Annotated in this window: 16 protein-coding genes; 12 read left to right on the forward strand and 4 right to left on the reverse strand. The window is 62.0% G+C overall.

Annotated features, from left to right (window positions below; translation table 11 throughout):
- Positions 1-8: 8 nt before the first annotated feature.
- The 6 genes from FB009_RS02330 to FB009_RS32625 all read left to right on the forward strand — a co-directional run bounded on the left by FB009_RS02330 (position 9) and on the right by FB009_RS32625 (position 6,068).
- Complete coding sequence (locus tag FB009_RS02330) at positions 9-2,273, forward strand: glycoside hydrolase family 2 protein (RefSeq protein ID WP_024311059.1); 2,265 nt, start codon at positions 9-11, stop codon at positions 2,271-2,273.
- Positions 2,270-3,343, forward strand: coding sequence for an ABC transporter ATP-binding protein (locus FB009_RS02335; protein ID WP_018012356.1), 1,074 nt, complete (start codon positions 2,270-2,272; stop codon positions 3,341-3,343). The genes FB009_RS02330 and FB009_RS02335 overlap by 4 nt, the downstream gene beginning before the upstream one ends.
- 256 nt (positions 3,344-3,599) lie before the next feature.
- Positions 3,600-3,917, forward strand: a complete 318-nt coding sequence (locus tag FB009_RS02340) for a co-chaperone GroES (protein WP_018012355.1) — start codon at positions 3,600-3,602, stop codon at positions 3,915-3,917.
- 48 nt (positions 3,918-3,965) lie between these two features.
- The gene (gene groL, locus FB009_RS02345) at positions 3,966-5,600 is read left to right on the forward strand and encodes a chaperonin GroEL (protein WP_127580637.1); all 1,635 of its coding nucleotides are present in this window, start codon (positions 3,966-3,968) and stop codon (positions 5,598-5,600) included.
- 72 nt (positions 5,601-5,672) lie between these two features.
- Positions 5,673-5,837 (forward strand): hypothetical protein, encoded by a 165-nt coding sequence (locus tag FB009_RS02350; RefSeq protein WP_011969757.1) that lies wholly within the window; start codon positions 5,673-5,675, stop codon positions 5,835-5,837.
- An 87-nt stretch (positions 5,838-5,924) separates the two neighbouring features.
- Positions 5,925-6,068 (forward strand): hypothetical protein, encoded by a 144-nt coding sequence (locus tag FB009_RS32625; protein ID WP_018012354.1) that lies wholly within the window; start codon positions 5,925-5,927, stop codon positions 6,066-6,068.
- 84 nt (positions 6,069-6,152) lie between these two features.
- Here the strand turns inward: FB009_RS32625 and FB009_RS33640 are convergent, their stop codons facing one another.
- On the reverse strand, positions 6,153-6,275 hold the full coding sequence (locus tag FB009_RS33640) for a hypothetical protein (protein WP_024324659.1): 123 nt from the start codon (positions 6,273-6,275) through the stop codon (positions 6,153-6,155).
- A gap of 57 nt (positions 6,276-6,332) precedes the next feature.
- Positions 6,333-6,674 carry a hypothetical protein gene (locus FB009_RS02355; RefSeq protein WP_011969756.1) on the reverse strand — a complete coding sequence of 114 codons (342 nt, stop codon included), beginning with the start codon at positions 6,672-6,674 and terminating at the stop codon, positions 6,333-6,335.
- A 401-nt stretch (positions 6,675-7,075) separates the two neighbouring features.
- Between FB009_RS02355 and FB009_RS02360 the strand changes: the two genes are divergently transcribed.
- Positions 7,076-7,852, forward strand: a complete 777-nt coding sequence (locus FB009_RS02360; protein ID WP_024311061.1) for a pyrroline-5-carboxylate reductase — start codon at positions 7,076-7,078, stop codon at positions 7,850-7,852.
- Between the two features lie 6 nt (positions 7,853-7,858).
- Here the strand turns inward: FB009_RS02360 and FB009_RS02365 are convergent, their stop codons facing one another.
- Positions 7,859-8,764: a LysR family transcriptional regulator gene (locus FB009_RS02365; RefSeq protein ID WP_127581268.1), complete on the reverse strand. Its 906-nt coding sequence runs from the start codon at positions 8,762-8,764 to the stop codon at positions 7,859-7,861.
- Positions 8,765-8,882: 118 nt separating this feature from the next.
- Here FB009_RS02365 and FB009_RS02370 point away from each other — a divergent pair, with 118 nt between their 5' ends.
- The 5 genes from FB009_RS02370 (at position 8,883) to FB009_RS02390 (ending at position 14,841) form a co-directional block, all read left to right on the forward strand.
- Positions 8,883-9,494, forward strand: coding sequence for a glutathione S-transferase family protein (locus FB009_RS02370; protein WP_024311063.1), 612 nt, complete (start codon positions 8,883-8,885; stop codon positions 9,492-9,494).
- A gap of 189 nt (positions 9,495-9,683) precedes the next feature.
- Positions 9,684-10,604 carry a pyridoxamine 5'-phosphate oxidase family protein gene (locus FB009_RS02375; RefSeq protein ID WP_024311064.1) on the forward strand — a complete coding sequence of 307 codons (921 nt, stop codon included), beginning with the start codon at positions 9,684-9,686 and terminating at the stop codon, positions 10,602-10,604.
- Positions 10,605-10,817: 213 nt separating this feature from the next.
- Positions 10,818-12,935: a catalase gene (katE, locus tag FB009_RS02380; protein WP_024311065.1), complete on the forward strand. Its 2,118-nt coding sequence runs from the start codon at positions 10,818-10,820 to the stop codon at positions 12,933-12,935.
- Between the two features lie 25 nt (positions 12,936-12,960).
- The gene (locus FB009_RS02385) at positions 12,961-14,028 is read left to right on the forward strand and encodes an ATP-dependent DNA ligase (RefSeq protein ID WP_024311066.1); all 1,068 of its coding nucleotides are present in this window, start codon (positions 12,961-12,963) and stop codon (positions 14,026-14,028) included.
- A 33-nt stretch (positions 14,029-14,061) separates the two neighbouring features.
- On the forward strand, positions 14,062-14,841 hold the full coding sequence (locus FB009_RS02390) for a ZIP family metal transporter (RefSeq protein ID WP_018210083.1): 780 nt from the start codon (positions 14,062-14,064) through the stop codon (positions 14,839-14,841).
- Positions 14,842-14,872: 31 nt separating this feature from the next.
- On the opposite strand, the gene FB009_RS02395 is transcribed toward FB009_RS02390, so the two are convergent.
- Positions 14,873-17,416, reverse strand: a complete 2,544-nt coding sequence (locus tag FB009_RS02395) for an NAD-dependent epimerase/dehydratase family protein (protein ID WP_127581271.1) — start codon at positions 17,414-17,416, stop codon at positions 14,873-14,875.
- Positions 17,417-17,456: the final 40 nt, after the last annotated feature.

The raw sequence follows: 17,456 nt of genomic DNA on the forward strand, positions 1-17,456 counted from the left end.
GAACGATGATGCGCTCTGTTACTTCCTTCAACGATTCGTGGGTCTTCTCCGCGGGCTTCACTGCGGCGGACGCCGGTACGCTCCAGGCGGGGCAGCCGATCAGCCTTCCGCACAACGCCATCGAACTGCCGTTCAACTATTTTGACGAGACATGCTACCAGCGCGCCTTCACCTATCAGAAGGTCCTCGCCTGGCGGCCCGACTTCTCCGGCCGCGAAGTCTCCCTCGTCTTCGACGCGGCGATGGCCGATGCGGTCGTGTATCTTAACGGCGAAGAGATCGTCGCGCACAAGGACGGCTATACGCCGATCGAGGCGCGCCTGACCGGCAGGCTTCGGGAGGGCGACAATCTCATCACCGTAAAGATCGACGGTAGTGAGAACCCGGAGATACCGCCGTTCGGCGGGCGGATCGATTATCTCACCTTTGCAGGTATCTATCGCGACGTCTGGCTCAAGATCACGGATCCCGTTTCGATCGCCAATATCAAGATCGAGACCCGCGACGTGCTCTCCGATGCCAGGACCGTCTCCGTCCGTTGCGACCTAGCCAATCCGCAAGGCCTTTCCTTCACCGGGACCGTATCGGCACTCCTCAAGGATGCCGCCGGCGATGTGCTGGCAGAGGTGGCTGGCGAGACGGCTGGTGGTGGCGTCACCGTCCAGATGGACGGCCTCAAAGGCCTCTCCCTCTGGGACATCGACGATCCGGTGCTCTATGAGGTCGAAGTCGAACTCAGGACCGGCCGAGGGTCCGACCGCGTCGCCGCGCATTTCGGTTTCCGCACCGCGGAGTTCACGAACGAAGGCTTTCGGCTCAACGGCCGTCTGCTGAAGATCCGCGGCCTCAACCGTCATCAGTCCTTCCCCTATGTCGGCTACGCAATGGGGCGCACCGCCCAGGAGCGCGACGCGGAAATCATGAAGCACACCCTTCATTGCAACCTCGTCCGCACGTCGCACTACCCGCAGTCGAAGTGGTTCCTCGACCATTGCGACCGAATCGGCCTGCTCGTCTTCGAGGAAATTCCAGGCTGGCAGCATATAGGCGGCGAGGCCTGGAAAGAGGAGGCGATCCTGAACGTGGCCCGCATGATCGAGCGTGACTGGAACCATCCCTCGATCGTCATCTGGGGCGTGCGCATCAACGAGTCACAGGATTCCCACGACTTCTACGCGAAGACCAACCGGCTTGCGCGCGAGCTCGATCCGACGCGGCAGACCGGCGGCGTTCGTTACATCACCGACAGCGAGTTTCTGGAAGATGTCTACACGATGAACGACTTCATCCTCGGCAACGAGGAACTGCCGGGCTCGAACCGCCCGCGCACGGCGCTCCGCCCGCAGCAGGAATGCACCGGGCTTTCCCGTAAGGTGCCCTATCTCATCACCGAGTTCGGCGGCCATATGTATCCGACAAAGATCTACGATCAGGAGCAGCGGCAGGCCGAACACGTGCGACGGCATCTGGAGGTGCTGAACGCCGCCTATGGCGATCCGAGCATTTCCGGCGCGATCGGCTGGTGCATGTTCGACTACAACACTCATAAGGATTTCGGCTCCGGCGACCGCATCTGCTATCACGGCGTCATGGACATGTTCCGTGAACCGAAATTCGCAGCCTATGTCTATGCCAGCCAATGCGATCCGTCCGAAGAAGTGGTGATGAAGCCCGTCACTTTCTGGGCGCGCGGCGAGCGCAATATAGGTGGCGTCCTCCCCCTGATCGTGCTGACGAATTGCGATGAGGTGGAACTGAAATACGGTTCGCTCGTAAAGCGTATCGGCCCGGACCGAGAAAACTATCCTCATTTGCCGCACCCGCCCGTCGTGATCGATCACCGTCACTTCACCAAGGACGAGCTCGGCGTCTGGGGCATGAAGTGGGAAAGCGCTGAATTTACCGGCTTCATCGACGGCAAGCCGGTCGCCGGTCGCCGCATGGTCGCCGACCCCGTTCCGACGACACTCGAGATCGAGGCGGACGGAAAGACGCTTCGCGCCGGAGGCCGCGACAGCATCCGCATCATGCTGCGCGCGCTCGACCAGGCCGGCAACGTCCTGCCCTTCCTGAACGATGCCGTGGCTATCGAGGTGCATGGTCCGGCGCGGGTCGTCGGTCCTACGCGCCTCGTCTTCCAAGGCGGCTCCACCGGCTTCTGGCTGGAGTCGACGGGAGCCGCCGGCGCCATCGTCGTTACCGCGGTTTCGTCGCGTCTCGGCGGGGTGAAGCTCGAGCTCGTCGCCATGGCGGAAGGAGAGTGGAACGCATGAGCAATCTCCAACTCAGCCAGGTTCGTAAATCCTATGGTGGCCTGGAGGTCATCAAGGGCGTCGATCTCGACATAAAATCCGGCGAGTTCGTCGTCTTCGTCGGACCGTCCGGCTGCGGCAAGTCGACCCTTCTGCGGATGATCGCAGGCCTTGAGGAGATCACTTCGGGCGAGCTTTCGATCGATGAGGTCAGGATGAACGACGTCGATCCGTCCAAACGCGGTATCGCCATGGTGTTCCAGTCCTATGCGCTCTATCCGCACATGACGGTCCGCGAGAATATGGGCTTCGCGCTCCGCTTCGCCGGCGTCCCCAAGGCCGAAATCGAGAAGCGGGTGAACGAAGCCGCCGATATCCTCGAACTCGGGACGCTGCTCGACCGCAAGCCTAAGCAGCTTTCCGGCGGCCAGCGCCAGCGCGTGGCGATCGGCCGGGCAATCGTCCGCCATCCGAAGATCTTTCTCTTCGACGAGCCGCTTTCGAACCTGGATGCGGAACTGCGCGTGCACATGCGCATCGAGATCGCGCGACTGCACAAGCAGCTCGCCACCACCATCGTCTACGTGACGCACGATCAGGTCGAGGCCATGACGCTCGCCGACAAGATCGTCGTCATGCGCGGCGGCGTGGTCGAGCAGATCGGCTCGCCCCTGAATCTCTATGATGATCCGGCCAACCTCTTCGTCGCCGGCTTCATTGGCTCGCCAAAGATGAATTTCCTGAAGGGAACGACCGAGATCGTCGAAGGCCGGACTTATGCGCGCCTGCCGGACCACGGAGGCTCGAAAATTCCGATAAGCCTCGAAGCGATAGCCCCGGATACTCCGGTGACGATCGGCCTTCGGCCCGAGCACTTCAATGAAGCCGGACCGGCTGTGCTCGATCTCACCATCGACATGCTGGAGCATCTCGGCGGCGAGACCTTTGCCTATGCCCGCCATGGCAATGGCGCGTTGATCGTCGTCGAAACGAAGAACGGCCGCGAACTAAAGGCCGGCGACCGCCTCGCTGCCCGTTTCGATCCGGCCTCGGCGCTGGTGTTCGATGGAGAGGGAAAACGGCTGCGGTAGAGCAGGCGGTATGCAATGCTTTCGTGCGGAAGAAATATATGCTGGAACGCCGTTTGCTGCGCAGCCGATGTCGTAACGCGCTGGACATCCGACGAGCCAATTGTCGTGCTGTCAGTGTCGTCGCAAAACACTCCAATATTATTTCGGCGTACTATTTATTTTCCAATAATATTTTCTGGCACTCCTATCAATCGAGTGCTTTCGATGCTATTTAAAAGTTGCAGCCGCCCTACGCGCGGGCCGCAGAAAGATTTCAATGACATTCCGCCCTCTCCACGACCGCGTCGTCATCCGACGCGCGGAAGGTGACACCAAATCCAAGGGCGGGATCATCATTCCCGACACCGCCAAGGAAAAGCCCCAGCAGGGCGAAGTGATCGCCGTCGGTCCCGGCTCCCGCGACGAAAGCGGAAAGCTGATCCCGCTCGACGTCAAGGCCGGCGATACGATCCTGTTCGGCAAATGGTCCGGAACAGAGGTCAAGATCGCTGGCGAAGACCTGCTTATCATGAAGGAAGCCGACATAATGGGCATCGTCGAGAAGACCATGGCGACCGCCGCCAATGTCGCCTGACTCGCCGAATTCCTTTTCCATATCTCAAGCCCGAACTGGTCAAAGACAATGTCCGCCAAAGAAATCATCTTCTCCACCGAAGTCCGCGATCGCCTGCTTCGCGGCGTGGAATTGCTCAACAATGCCGTCAAGGTGACGCTCGGCCCGAAGGGCCGCAACGTCGTCATCGACAGGTCGTATGGCGCACCACGAATCACCAAGGACGGCGTCTCCGTCGCCAAGGAAATCGAGCTTGAAGACAAGTTCGAGAACATGGGCGCGCAGATGGTGCGCGAAGTGGCATCAAAGACCAATGATCTTGCCGGCGACGGCACCACGACGGCGACTGTGCTTGCCGCGTCCATCTTCCGCGAAGGCGCCAAGCTGGTCGCGGCGGGCATGAACCCGATGGATCTTAAGCGCGGTATCGACCTCGCCGTTACCGCGGTCCTCGCGGAAATCAAGCTGCGCGCCACGAAGGTCAATTCGTCGAGCGAGATAGCACAGGTCGGCACGATCGCCGCCAATGGCGACGCCAGCGTCGGCGAGATGATCGCAGGGGCGATGGAGAAGGTCGGCAACGAGGGTGTCATTACCGTCGAAGAAGCCAGGACCGCCGATACCGAACTCGACGTCGTCGAAGGCATGCAGTTCGACCGCGGATATCTATCGCCGTACTTCGTGACCAATGCCGAGAAGATGCGCGTGGAACTGGACGATCCCTACATCCTCATTCACGAGAAGAAGCTCGGCAACCTGCAGACCATGCTGCCGATCCTTGAGGCCGTAGTGCAGAGCGGCAAGCCTTTGCTCATCATCTCCGAAGACGTGGAAGGCGAAGCGTTGACGACGCTCGTCGTCAACAAGTTGCGGGGAGGTCTGAAGATCGCCGCCGTGAAGTCGCCGGGCTTCGGCGACCGCCGCAAGGCCATACTGCAGGACATTGCCGTTCTGACCGCCGGCCAGATGATTTCCGAAGATATCGGCATCAAGCTCGAAAACGTTACGCTCGATATGCTTGGCCGCGCCAGGCGGGTGCTGATCGAGAAAGACACGACCACGATCATCGACGGCTCCGGGGATAAGGCCTCCATCCAGGCATGCATCAGCCAGATCAAGGCGCAGATCGAAGAGACGACATCCGACTACGACAAGGAGAAGCTGCAGGAGCGGCTGGCGAAGCTCACCGGCGGCGTCGCGGTAATTCGCGTCGGCGGCGCGACCGAGCTTGAAGTCAAGGAAAAGAAGGACCGCATCGACGATGCCCTGAACGCCACCCGCGCGGCAGTCGAGGAAGGCATCGTTGCCGGCGGCGGCGTGGCGTTGTTGCGTGCGAAATCGGCGCTTGCCAGTCTCACCGGCGAGAACCCCGAGATTACCGCAGGCATCGCGATCGTGCGCAAGGCACTGGAGGCACCAATCCGGCAGATCGCCGACAATGCCGGCGTCGAAGGCTCGATCGTCATCGGAAAACTCGTCGACAGCAGCGACCAGAACCAGGGCTTCGATGCGCAGACGGAAACCTATGTGGATATGATCAAGGCCGGGATCGTCGATCCCGCCAAGGTCGTGCGGACAGCCTTGCGGGACGCCGGCTCGATTGCCGCACTCCTGATCACCGCCGAAGCCATGGTCGCCGATATCCCAGAGAAAAACGCCGCTCAAAATGCCGGAAACGGCGCGATGGGCGGGAGAGGATACTGATCGAAGCTCGGGGGTGAAAGCCACCAAGCGTTTGTTGGAGCGCTCCCAATCTGTCAACCAGGAGGATGAACGATGATCCGTTTCGAAAGAAAGCCCGACCCTCAGCCAACGCTGAAGGAAGTCGAAAGCAAGAGTGCCAAGCAAGTGCGCGAAGCGGCGAAGGAAGAAAATAAGCAGCCCGGCGCAGAGCCCGCACGGCGTGCACCTCAAACGGTTGATGACGACCGTCTCATTTGAGCGCATGCTTGATGTCTGAATCTGCTCGGCCCGCGTCTCATTGCGGGCCGGCTTGCATCAATTTCAATGCCGTAAAGGATCGAATCCATGGCTAAAGGACAAGTGAGAAGCAACCGCGAGGCGCGGAAGCCGAAACAGGAAAAGTCGCCGGTGAAGGTAGAGACGAGCTTCGCCAACCAGATCAAGGAAGCCGCGAAGAGCAGCCCACAGGGTGGCAAGCAGAAACGCTGAGCCCAAGGAAGCAAAATCGAGCGCCGGGCGCCAGACTCACTGGCGAACCGGCACACTCTGAGCCGATGCTCGATGGTCGGTCGGCTACAGAATGCGCCCGAACAGTGCGGCATAGACAATCACCGCAATCGCCAGAGTGAACGCGAGAAATACGTATAGGCGGGTGAAATCGTAGGTATAGAGGCGAGCGGGAATGAGATTTCTCATGGCGACCTCCTGATTGCCGTTGGTTGAGACGCCGGAAGGCCCGGCGTCCACCGTGCTTTACGAAAGCGAGCGGCTGCAGTTCGTGCTGATCTTGTCGAGGATATCCTCTGGAACCTGAAAATCGGCCATGATGACTGCGACCAGCTCGTCGCGTTTCGCACGATTGTCATAGCCCTTGAGCGCGGCCAGATCCGTGCTGCTGGCGGTTGCCATTCGCCCTGCGGCGCTTGAGCAGATCCCCGTGAGCGCATCCACCCTGGCAGTTTCCACCGCCTTCTGACTGGCCGTGGTGGTTGTGATCCACCCCGCATTGAACCCGACGATGGGCGCAGCAATTAGTCCTACGACAAGGCCGATCGCATATGGCTTTGACCGCTCGACAATCTGTTCGAAATTCATGCGTTTATCCCCTCTGATCGGTTGATTAGCGGGATCGTTGCAGGCCCACGCTTTAATCATGAGACAGTTACAATCAAGATTTACATCCTGCTCCCTAACGTAACAAATGTAAATATGCATTTATTATGGTTATGATTCTATATATTTTCGGAAAAAATTCCGGTGCGATTTCCTTGAAATAGCCCACCTTCCGCCCGGTTTTTCTTGTGCAATATTATATGTAATCTACATATATGAATAAATATCCTCTACTGTGCGCGGAGTTCAGTACCGCCTCAATCAACGTGTATCTAGCTTCCATCGCATTTAGGACGCCGGATATCCTGCTTTGCTCGATGCGACGTGGCGTAGCACTTGGCGCGGCATGCATTAATATCGTCCGACGAATCAAGGAGGGTTGAATGCATATCGGCTTCATCGGCACCGGCGCCATCACCGAAGCGATGGTCACCGGTATGATCGGCTCGGGGCTCGGCATCGCCGAAATCCTCGTCTCGCCACGCAACGCGGAAATCGCCGCCCGGCTGGCCGGCCGCTTCCCGCTCGTGCGGATCGCGAGGGACAATCAGGAGGCCGTCGACGCATCCGACGTGCTGTTCCTGGCCGTTCGTCCGCAGATTGCGGAAGAGGTGATTCCGAGGCTCCGATTCCGGAAAGGTCAGACGGTCGTCAGCGTCATCGCCGCGACCGACCGCTCGAGGCTCCTTAGCTGGATAGACGAGGAGGTTGACCTCACCCAGGCGATCCCCCTGCCCTTCGTCGCCGAGCGCGAGGGCGTGACGGCAATCTTTCCACCCAGCCGCGATATTGCCGCGATCTTTGAAGCGCTCGGCACGCCCGTCGAATGCGAAACCAAGGAGGAATACGACCTGCTTGCCGTCGCAAGCGCCCTGATGGCGACCTATCTCGGCATTCTCGACCGGGCGACCGGCTGGTTTGCCGAGAAAGGCGTCGGCCGGGATAAGGCGCGTGCGTATCTCGCGCCCCTCTTCGCAAGTCTCGCGCAAAGGGCGGTCAGGGACGGCGAGACGCCGCTCGACGTGCTCTCCCGCGCGTTTTCGACACCCGGTGGGTTGAACGAACAGGTCTTGATCGATTTCGACCGCGGCGGCGGGCACCGCGCCCTCACGGACGCGCTCGAGCGCGTGCTGCTCCGGGTGCGGGGAAGCGGCGGATAGCGGACCTCAAAGTTCCGTGCTCAGCCCCGCATGGCGGAGAAAACGGCCGGCGGCGAAATCCACGAAGGCGCGCACGCGCGCCGAGACCATGCGGCCTTCCGCATGCACGATATGGATCGGCACCGGCTCACGCTCGTAGTCCGCAAGCGCGACCTTGAGCCGGCCTGCCCTTATATCGGCTGCCACCTGGTAGGACTGAAACCGCGACAATCCCCAACCCGCAACTGCGGCGGATAGGACCGCATCATTGGTGTTGCAGATGAGTCGGGGGCTGATCGGAATGCGGATGCTGCTGTCGCGACCGAAGAGCCATTCCGAATGGCCGAAAAGGCCCTCGCGCCCGATGATGCGATGACCGGCAAGCTCGTGAGGGCTACCGGGTTCGCCGAAGCGGGCGAAATAGTCCGGCGAGCCGCAAAGGACCTGGCGAACCGAACCGATGCGACGGGCGACGAGGCCGGAGGCGGGGAGTGAGGCGATCCGGATTGCCACGTCAAGACCCTCGTCCACCAGATTGGTCACGCGGTCGACGAAGACGGTCTTCACCTGCATCGCCGGATACCCGTCGAGAAAATCAAGTATGACGGGGAGCACGTGAATGCGGCCGAAGAGCACGGGCGCCGTTATCGTCAGCAGTCCGGCCGGCGCCGTGAAGCTGCCCGCAGCATTCGCTTCCGCCTCGGCGATTTCAGCGAGAATACGCCGGCAATCAGCCAGATAGCCTTCTCCCGCCGCGGTCATCTTCAGTGAACGGGTGGTGCGGATCAGCAGCCGCGTCCCGATCAGACCCTCAAGCTGGGCCACCGCCCGCGTCACGGATGGCGGGCTCATATGCAGCACTTTCGCCGCCGGCGCGAAACCGCCGCTTTCAACCACCTGCACGAAAATCCGCATCGCCTGCCAGCGGTCCATGCGCTCATCTCCGCAGGATTATTTCACCTGGTGAAACGGTCTAATGCATACTACGGAGCTTATCAACTATACGATTAACAATCATCCTGCAGTTCGCTCATTCATTCAGGAGATCCAGATGAAGCTCTATCATCACCCACTTTCCGGCCATGCGCACCGCGTCCGGCTGTTCCTCTCGCTTCTGGGGATCGAGCACGAACTCGTGCTCGTCGATCTCGCCAGCAAAGAACACAAGCAGGAGCCTTTTCTGAAGCTCAATCCCTTCGGTCAGCTGCCGGTGCTTGACGATGGCGGAACGATCGTCCCGGATTCCAACGCCATTCTCGTTTATCTCGCCAAAAAGGCGGGCCGCGCGGACTGGCTGCCGGAGGACGCACGAGGGGCAGCCGCGGTTCAGCGATGGCTTTCGGTGGCTGCCGGCCAGATCGCCCACGGTCCGGCCCAGGCGCGTCTGATCACCCTTTTCAAGGCTCCTTACCGGCAGGAAGAGGTCATCCCCCGTTCGCATGCGATCCTGGCGCTGATCGAGTCGGAGCTCGGCGGCAGAAGCTGGATTGCCGCCGAGCGGCCGACGATCGCCGATGTCGCGCTCTACAGCTATGTGGCGCGCGCACCGGAAGGGGATGTGGACCTTCAGCCCTATCCGGAAATCCGCTCCTGGCTCGCCCGCATCGAGGCATTGCCGGGCTTCGTCGAGTTCCAGAAGACCCCGGCAGGTCTCGCGGCTTAGAGCTCTTCCGCTTTCCTCCGCATCGCGGGTACCCATTTGATGCGGCGCGATCGGGTGGAGACCGCGGCCCTCTCTCCAGTTGTCATTCTCGGGCTTGACCGAGAGTGACATTCGAAGCGGGCGCGCGGCTTTGCGGTTCGGACATGCTGAGCAAGGCACCGCCAGATATCACCCCAAGGAGACACCGACATGGAGGCAATCATCCTCGCACCATCACCCTGGCACGGTGGCGAAGTCGCCCTGCAGAAGCGGTTGGGTGTGGACGCGCGCATGGAAGAGGTCGGGCGGCGCGTTCTGCGCGACCACCTGGTCGAGCAGCACCGGGAATTCTACCCGCTTCTGCCGATGGTCGTGCTGGGCTCGGTGGACGGCAACGGCGATGCCTGGGCGACGCTCAGGGCGGGGGAACCCGGTTTCCTCCACGCGCCGGACGCAAAAAGGCTGGTGGTCGAGCTTCCGCGGGAGCCGGCGGACCCGGCCGATGCCGGGATGGAGGACGGCGCCCCCCTCGCTCTCCTCGGCATCGATCTCGGCACACGCCGCCGCAATCGGCTGAACGGCAAGCTGCGCCGGCACAGCCGCGGCTTCGACCTTGGCGTGGAACAGAGCTTCGGCAACTGTCCGAAATACATCCAGCTCCGGCAGGTCCATTTCGTGCGCGACCCGTCCGAGCCAGCTGCGCTGCCGCCCGTTTCCAGCTTCGAACTCGATGAGGCCGCGCTTGCCCTGGTGGAAAATGCAGACACATTCTTTGTCGCAACCTATGCCGAACTCGGCGGCGGCCGGCAGCTCGACGTCTCCCATCGGGGGGGCCCAGCCGGATTCGTGCATGTCGGCGACGACGGCTGGCTGGCAATCCCGGACTTCGCAGGCAACAACTTCTTCAACACGCTCGGCAACATCGCGGTCAATCCGCGCGCCGGACTCACTTTCCCGGATTTTGCAACTGGTGGCCTTCTGCAGATGACCGGCGAGGCAGAGCTTGTTTCCGGTCCGCCTCGGGGCGTGCCTCTCGATGGGGCTCAACGCTACTGGCGCTTCCGTCCGCGCCGCATTGTCTGGCGCGCCGAAGCGCTGGCGATCCGCTACGATCCAGTCAGAGCGGGATGAGGAAGGTGCCGGCATCCCGCGTCGCAACGATTGGAACGGTCGTGATTTCATACCGATCCGATCAGGCCCCGCCTGCCGCTACCGCCAGCTCCCCATCGTCAATCACCAGCTCAGGATAACTGCAGTGATGACGGAGTAATTTTCGCGTGCAGCGGAACCAACCTTCCGCGTCAAGGTTTCGTGCCCATCCGCCCTCGACCAAGGAGTGCTGCCATGGCCAAGAAACCGTCTGCGCCGAACAATACGAAACCGGCCACCATTCATGACCAAAAAGCGACACGCGGCAATGGTGGGGAGCTTCACCAGATCGCCGAAGGTGACACGCCCGTTCTGACGACGGCGCAGGGCGGCCCTGTCGCCGACGATCAGAACAGCCTGCGAGCCGGCAAACGTGGCCCCACGCTCATCGAGGATTTTCATTTTCGCGAGAAGATCTTCCACTTCGACCATGAACGAATCCCCGAGCGCGTCGTGCATGCTCGCGGTTATGGCGTTCACGGCTTTTTCGAGACCTACGAGTCGCTTGCCGCCTACACCCGGGCGGACCTGTTCCAGCGCCCGGGCGAGCGAACCCCCGCCTTCGTGCGGTTCTCTACGGTCGCCGGAAGCAAGGGCTCCTTCGATCTCGCCCGCGACGTGCGTGGCTTCGCGGTCAAGATCTACACCAAGGAGGGCAATTGGGACCTGGTCGGCAACAATATTCCGGTCTTCTTCATTCAGGATGCGATCAAGTTTCCCGACGTGATACATTCGGTGAAACCCGAGCCGGACCGGGAGTTTCCGCAGGCGCAGTCCGCCCATGATAATTTCTGGGACTTCATCAGCCTGACGCCGGAAAGCATGCACATGATCATGTGGGTCATGTCCGACCGGGCGATTCCGCGATCCTTCCGGTTCATGGAAGGGTTCGGCGTGCACACCTTCCGCTTCGTCAACGCCAAGGACGAGTCCACCTTCGTCAAGTTCCACTGGAAGCCGAAGCTCGGGCTGCAGTCCGTGGTCTGGAACGAGGCCGTGAAGATCAACGGCGCCGATCCGGACTTCCACCGGCGCGATATGTGGCAAGCCGTCCAGTCCGGCAACTTTCCGGAATGGGACCTGCATGTGCAGCTCTTCGATCAGGACTTCGCCGACAAGTTCGATTTCGACATCCTCGATCCAACCAAGATCATCCCCGAGGAGGTGCTGCCGACGAAGCCTGTCGGCCGGCTGGTGCTCGATCGCATGCCGGAGAATTTCTTCGCCGAAACCGAGCAGGTCGCCTTCATGACGCAGAACGTCCCGCCCGGCATCGACTTCAGCGACGATCCATTGCTGCAGGGACGCAACTTCTCCTATCTGGACACCCAGCTGAAGCGGCTCGGCAGCCCGAATTTCACCCACCTTCCGATCAACGCGCCTAAATGTCCCTTCCATAACTTTCAGCAGGACGGCCACATGGCCATGCGCAACCCGGTCGGGCGCGCGAACTACCAGCCCAATTCCTGGGGCGAGGGTCCGCGCGAGTCGCCTATCAAAGGCTTCCGCCACTTTGCTTCGGAGGAGCAGGGACCGAAGCTCCGCATCCGCGCTGAAAGCTTCGCCGACCATTACAGTCAGGCAAGGCAGTTTTTCATCAGCCAGACGCCACCCGAGCAGCGGCACATCGCCGACGCGCTGACCTTCGAACTGAGCAAGGTCGAGACGCCGGTGATCCGGGAGCGGATGGTCGCGCATCTCCTCAACATCGACGAGACGCTGGGAAAAAAAGTCGGCCACGCGCTCGGCATGGAGAGGATGCCGAAACCCGCCGACGCGGCCGTTGCCACCCGCCAGGACCTCGATCCGTCGCCGGCGCTCAGCATCATCCAGCGCGGGCCCAAGCGTTTCGAAGGACGCAAGCTCGGAATATTGGCGACCGACGGGGCGGATGCCGCCCTTCTCAACGCCTTGCTGCAGGCGGTCGATAAGGAGAAGGCGGTTTTCGAACTGATCGCACCAAAAGTCGGCGGCTTCACCGCCTCAGACGGCAAACGGATAGCGGCCCACCAGATGCTCGACGGCGGCCCGTCGGTGCTCTACGACGCCGTGGTCCTGCTTGCCTCCGCAGAGGCCGTCGCGGAGCTGATCGACGTCGCCACCGCGCGCGATTTCGTAGCCGACGCCTTCGCCCATTGCAAATATATCGGCTATGTCGGCGCCGCGGTTCCCCTTCTCGAGAGGGCCGGCATAGCGGGATTGCTCGATGAGGGAACGATCGAACTCACCGACGCCGGGAGTGCAGCCGCTTTCCTAAAGGAACTTGGCAAGCTGCGCGTCTGGGGACGAGAGCCCTCGGTTAAGCTGAAATAGGCCGATTGCTGCGTCGGAGTGCATGATGGCGTCGCCCGCAGATGGAAAGCCGACGAAGAAGGCCGCTCTGTCCAAGGCGGCAGAGAAGACGGGCGGCTTTCCCCTGCCCGTCGGCACGGCCCCGATGGAAGCCCGCTCCGCGGCCGAACTGCCGGGCGGCGGTCCATGGCAATACGAGCCGAAGTGGGACGGCTTTCGCTGTCTCGCGTTCAAATCCGGCAGCGACGTCGACATCAGGGCGAAATCCGGCAAGCCGCTCGGGCGCTTCTTCCCGGAGATTCTCGATCTGCTGCATCGGTTGGGGCCGAAGACGTTCGTTCTCGATGGCGAGTTGGTGATTGCGATCGAGGGGCGCCTCTCCTTCGACGCCCTGCAGATGCGCCTGCATCCGGCGGCGAGCCGGGTTGAGAAGTTGTCCCTTGAAACGCCGGCCAAACTGATTCTCTTCGACATGCTGGCCGACACCGACGGAGCGGTGCTGACCGGGAAGCCTCTGAGGGAACGGCGCGCTCGCCTCGAAGCCTTCGTCGAGGAGAACGCCCTGTCGAACATGGTCGAGCTCTCGCCTTCGACGCTGGACCGCCGGGAAGCAGGGCGTTGGCTGACCTCGTGGGAGGCCGGCGCCACCGATGGTGTCGTCGCAAAGCGACTGGACGGCGCTTACGAATGCGGCGAGCGGGCAATGGTGAAGGTCAAACGCCTAAGGACGGCGGATTGCGTTGTCGGCGGCTATCGCTACGAGAGCAACGGTCCGCTCGTCGGTTCGCTCCTGCTTGGTCTCTATGACGCCGAGGGGCTGCTGAACCATGTGGGCTTTACAGCGACCATTTCGGACAAGGAACGGAATGCACTGACGCGTCAGCTCGAGGCTTTGCGGGAGCCGCCCGGCTTCACCGGTAAAGCGCCGGGTGGCCCCAGCCGCTGGAGCAGCGAGCGCAGCGGCCAATGGGAGCCGGTCCGACCGGAACTGGTCGTCGAGGTCCGGTTCGACCATGTCGGCAATCGGCGCTTTCGCCACGGCACGAAACTCATGCGTTGGCGTCCGGACAAGGACCCGCGTCAATGTACGTTCGAGCAGATCGCGCCGCCTTGAAAGAGCGGCGTTGAAAACCAGAGCCCGGCAGCCATGTGCAATGACCTCCTCATCATTTTGGGAGTTGCCTCCGCGGCGGCCGTCGCATCGCCGCTCGGGGGCATGGCCGCCATGGCGCTGAGGCCGTCGAGCCTCGTGCTCTCCGTCGCCGTCGGCTTTGCGGCCGGCGTTCTCATGGGCACTTTCGCCTTCGAAATGATGCCCACCTCCGTAAAGCTTGCCGGTCTTGCGCTTGCGGTCGCCGGATTTCTGCTGGGCCTCGCGCTGGTCTACATTCTCGATCTCTACGTCAATCGCTGGAAAATGGCCGGTCCGGAAGCAGACCAGAAAGAGGCGGTCGACCGTCTGCACCGGCGACGCAGGCCGCGCGGCAGCAATGTCGCGGTGCTCGCCGGCGCAACGAGCGCGGAAGAACTGATCGAAGGCATGACGATCGGCGTTGGCGCGACATTCGAGCCCAATGTTGCACTGATCGTCGGTCTCGCCATCTGTATTGACAATCTCAGCGAAGGCATGAGCATCGGCGAATTGACGCTCGATGAGGAACCGAAGAGCGCGAAGCGCCGGATACTCGGATGGACCTCCCTTATCGGCCTCTCCCTTTTCCTTTCCGCCATGGCAGGGTGGTTCCTGTTGAAAGGGCTGGCGCAGCCGGTCACCGGTTTTCTGTTCGCGATGGGAGCAGGCGGGATGTTCTATCTGACGATTACCGATCTCGTACCCGAGGCGGAATCGCACCAGTTCCAGCAATCCTCGGCGATTGCCAACGCCGCCGGCTTCCTGCTCGTCATGGTCCTTGCCGAGATGAGCTGACCGAACCGCGTCCTGAACACTGCCCGCCCGTTCAGACGATCGCCCTGTCCCATCCGCCGTAGTGCTCTTCGCTGCGCGTTCCGCGCGGCAGGCTGAGTGCGATCAACGCCAGGCCCATCGCGACGTCGGCCAAGGTGCCGATCGCGCTGCCGCCATCGAGCAGCAACGGCGATGCGGCCACCCAGGCGCCGAGCACCACGTTAAGGAACCGCACCGGACGAACGACCTCGGCCATGGCGGTGACAGCCACCAGAATGACGACACAGCCGAGAACATGGTCGCTGTGATAGAGCGGCGCGGAAGTGCCGAAAAACACCGGGGTGATCATCAGGGCTGCCCCCAGCAAAACGCTCGCGACAAGCGTCCACGGAAAGTTGACGCCGCCGGTGACGAACTCCTTCAGCAGCTCGGATGCCGGACGGTTGAGGTCTGGTGACGGGGTCTGGTCTTCCGAAAGCGCCGGACCGCCCTTCCAGAAGGTCCGCCAAAAGGGTTCGCCGGCTTTGGTCGCCCGCCACAGATATTGCGTCGTGGCAAGCACCTCGTCGATCGAATAGGGGATCAGCACGACGGTGACGGCCGCCTGAATGATACAGAGCGTGCACAGCGCGCCGATGAGCGGCGGCTGGATGATGATAAAGGAAACGCTGACGGCACCGAGCGGTATGACCAGCAGGCCGAACAGGAGCACCATCCAGGGCATGGTGCGCCAGCGGCGGCTGTCCCCTATTGCGCCGGCGAGAACATCCAGCGCATAGGCAAAGGCGCCGAGCCCCGCATCGGCGATCGGGAAGCCCTTGGACACCCAGGACGTCACGACTGCCTCGCTGCCATTGCGCACCGGCGCATCGTCCGGCCCGAAGAACGGGTCCCAGAGTCCATCGACATGGCCCATCTGATAGGCGGCGAGATAGCGCGAGACGAACAGGCCGACAAAGGCGAGCGCGACGATCGGCATGCGCTGGGTGAAGGAGGAAGGTGAATAGCTCCAGCCCAGCGGCCGGTCGTCGTCGGCCGACAGCGCTCGCAGCCCGATACCCGGCGTCGGCGGGATCATCACCGCGAATGCGACGATCAGCATGCCGGCAAGCGTGTCGATGGCATAGGCCGCAGCACTCGTCGTCCAGAAGACAAGCGGCGCGAGCATGATCCAGACGCCGAGCGCGGCCGTGATCCATTGCAGGTAGGACCAGCGCCGGTACATTCCTGATAGCGCGAATACAGCGACGAGGAGGCCGGACAGGATCTCGCTGGTCGCAAGACGCGAATTGCGGATAACGGGTTCGGCGACCTCGTGTCCGAGGGCTGGCGGCACCGGCACGCTCACGGGATCGAAGAGGCCGAGCGTCATCGGCGAGGCGACAAGCCACAGGCCGAGCGCAACGTTTGCCAGCGGCGCCCAGAGCGTGCGCAGCCTGTGTTCATCGACGGCAGCTTGGACTTCAGCTTTGCCGCGCTCGAGCGGCTGCGCCAGCCTTTTCTCAGCCCGTTCGATCTCGGGTTCCGAAGCCGCCACCACGGAAGGCTCCAGCTTGTTCTTAGCGTACCAGTCGGTCGGGTCTTGCTTGAGCCGCCGTATCATCTCCGGCAATATCGCGCCGAGACTATGCATCGGTTGCCAGCCGAGCCTGCTGCGGGCGCGGGAGATGTCGATCTCGTAGTGATCGTCCGAGTTCTCGATCATCCAGGGCTTGATCTCGGAATCCTGGTCGAGCACCTCGGTCTGCATCCATGCGCCTGGCTTGGCCAGGCTCTTGGGCAGGGAGAGCGTGCGCCAGTCCTCGCCGTGAACCAGCCGGCCGATGCGCTTTTGCAATTCGCCGTAGGAGAACGTTTCTTCCTCGCCGATAAGGAACACGCAATCATCCGGCAATTCGTCGCGGCGGTCGACCGCGCGCACGAAAGCCTCGACCAGATCGTCCTTGTGCAGATACGGCTGGCCTGCCTCGAGATCGCCGCTGAACAGATAGGCGGTCGGGAGGCGCTCGAAAATGCGGGCGATCTGCTGGGCAATGAAGGCGGCGCGGCAGTCCTCGTCATAGACCCCGGCGAGACGGAGGATCACTGTCCTGATCGCCCCGCGCTCCTTCGCGATTACCGCCTCGGTCTCCGCCTTCGACTTCGGATAGGCCCAGGCGGGGTCGAGCGGCGAATTCTCATCGATCCGCGTGCCCTTGGCGGGGCTCGGCGCCTGAACCAGCAACGTGCTCGCATAAATGAACTGCTCGGTGGGAAGGTCCTGCAGCGCCTTCAGCAGCCGGCGCGTTCCGTCGACATTGACGGCATCGTATTTCGGGTTGTCCTTGCCGGTCGTGTCATAATAGGCGGCGAGGTGAATGACGGAAGCGATGCGCCCGCCGCTGCGCTTGCGCGCCGTCTCGATCGCCTCCCTGACGCTCGTGTCGGAGGTGATGTCGAGTTTGATGGTCTCCTCGGTCTCGGACCCCCGCTTCGGAGCGGACAGGTCAAGCCCTATCACCCGATATCGATCCCTGAGACGGTGCGCGATCGCCTGGCCCAGGAACCCGCTCGATCCGGTGATGAGTATGGTCGGCTGATCTGCATCCTTCGCCATGCCGGAGCAAACCGCCTTCCGACGGGAAGGTTCCCCGTCG

It is taken from the genome of Sinorhizobium medicae (genome assembly GCF_007827695.1).
GTDB classification, from domain to species: Bacteria; Pseudomonadota; Alphaproteobacteria; order Rhizobiales; family Rhizobiaceae; genus Sinorhizobium; species Sinorhizobium medicae.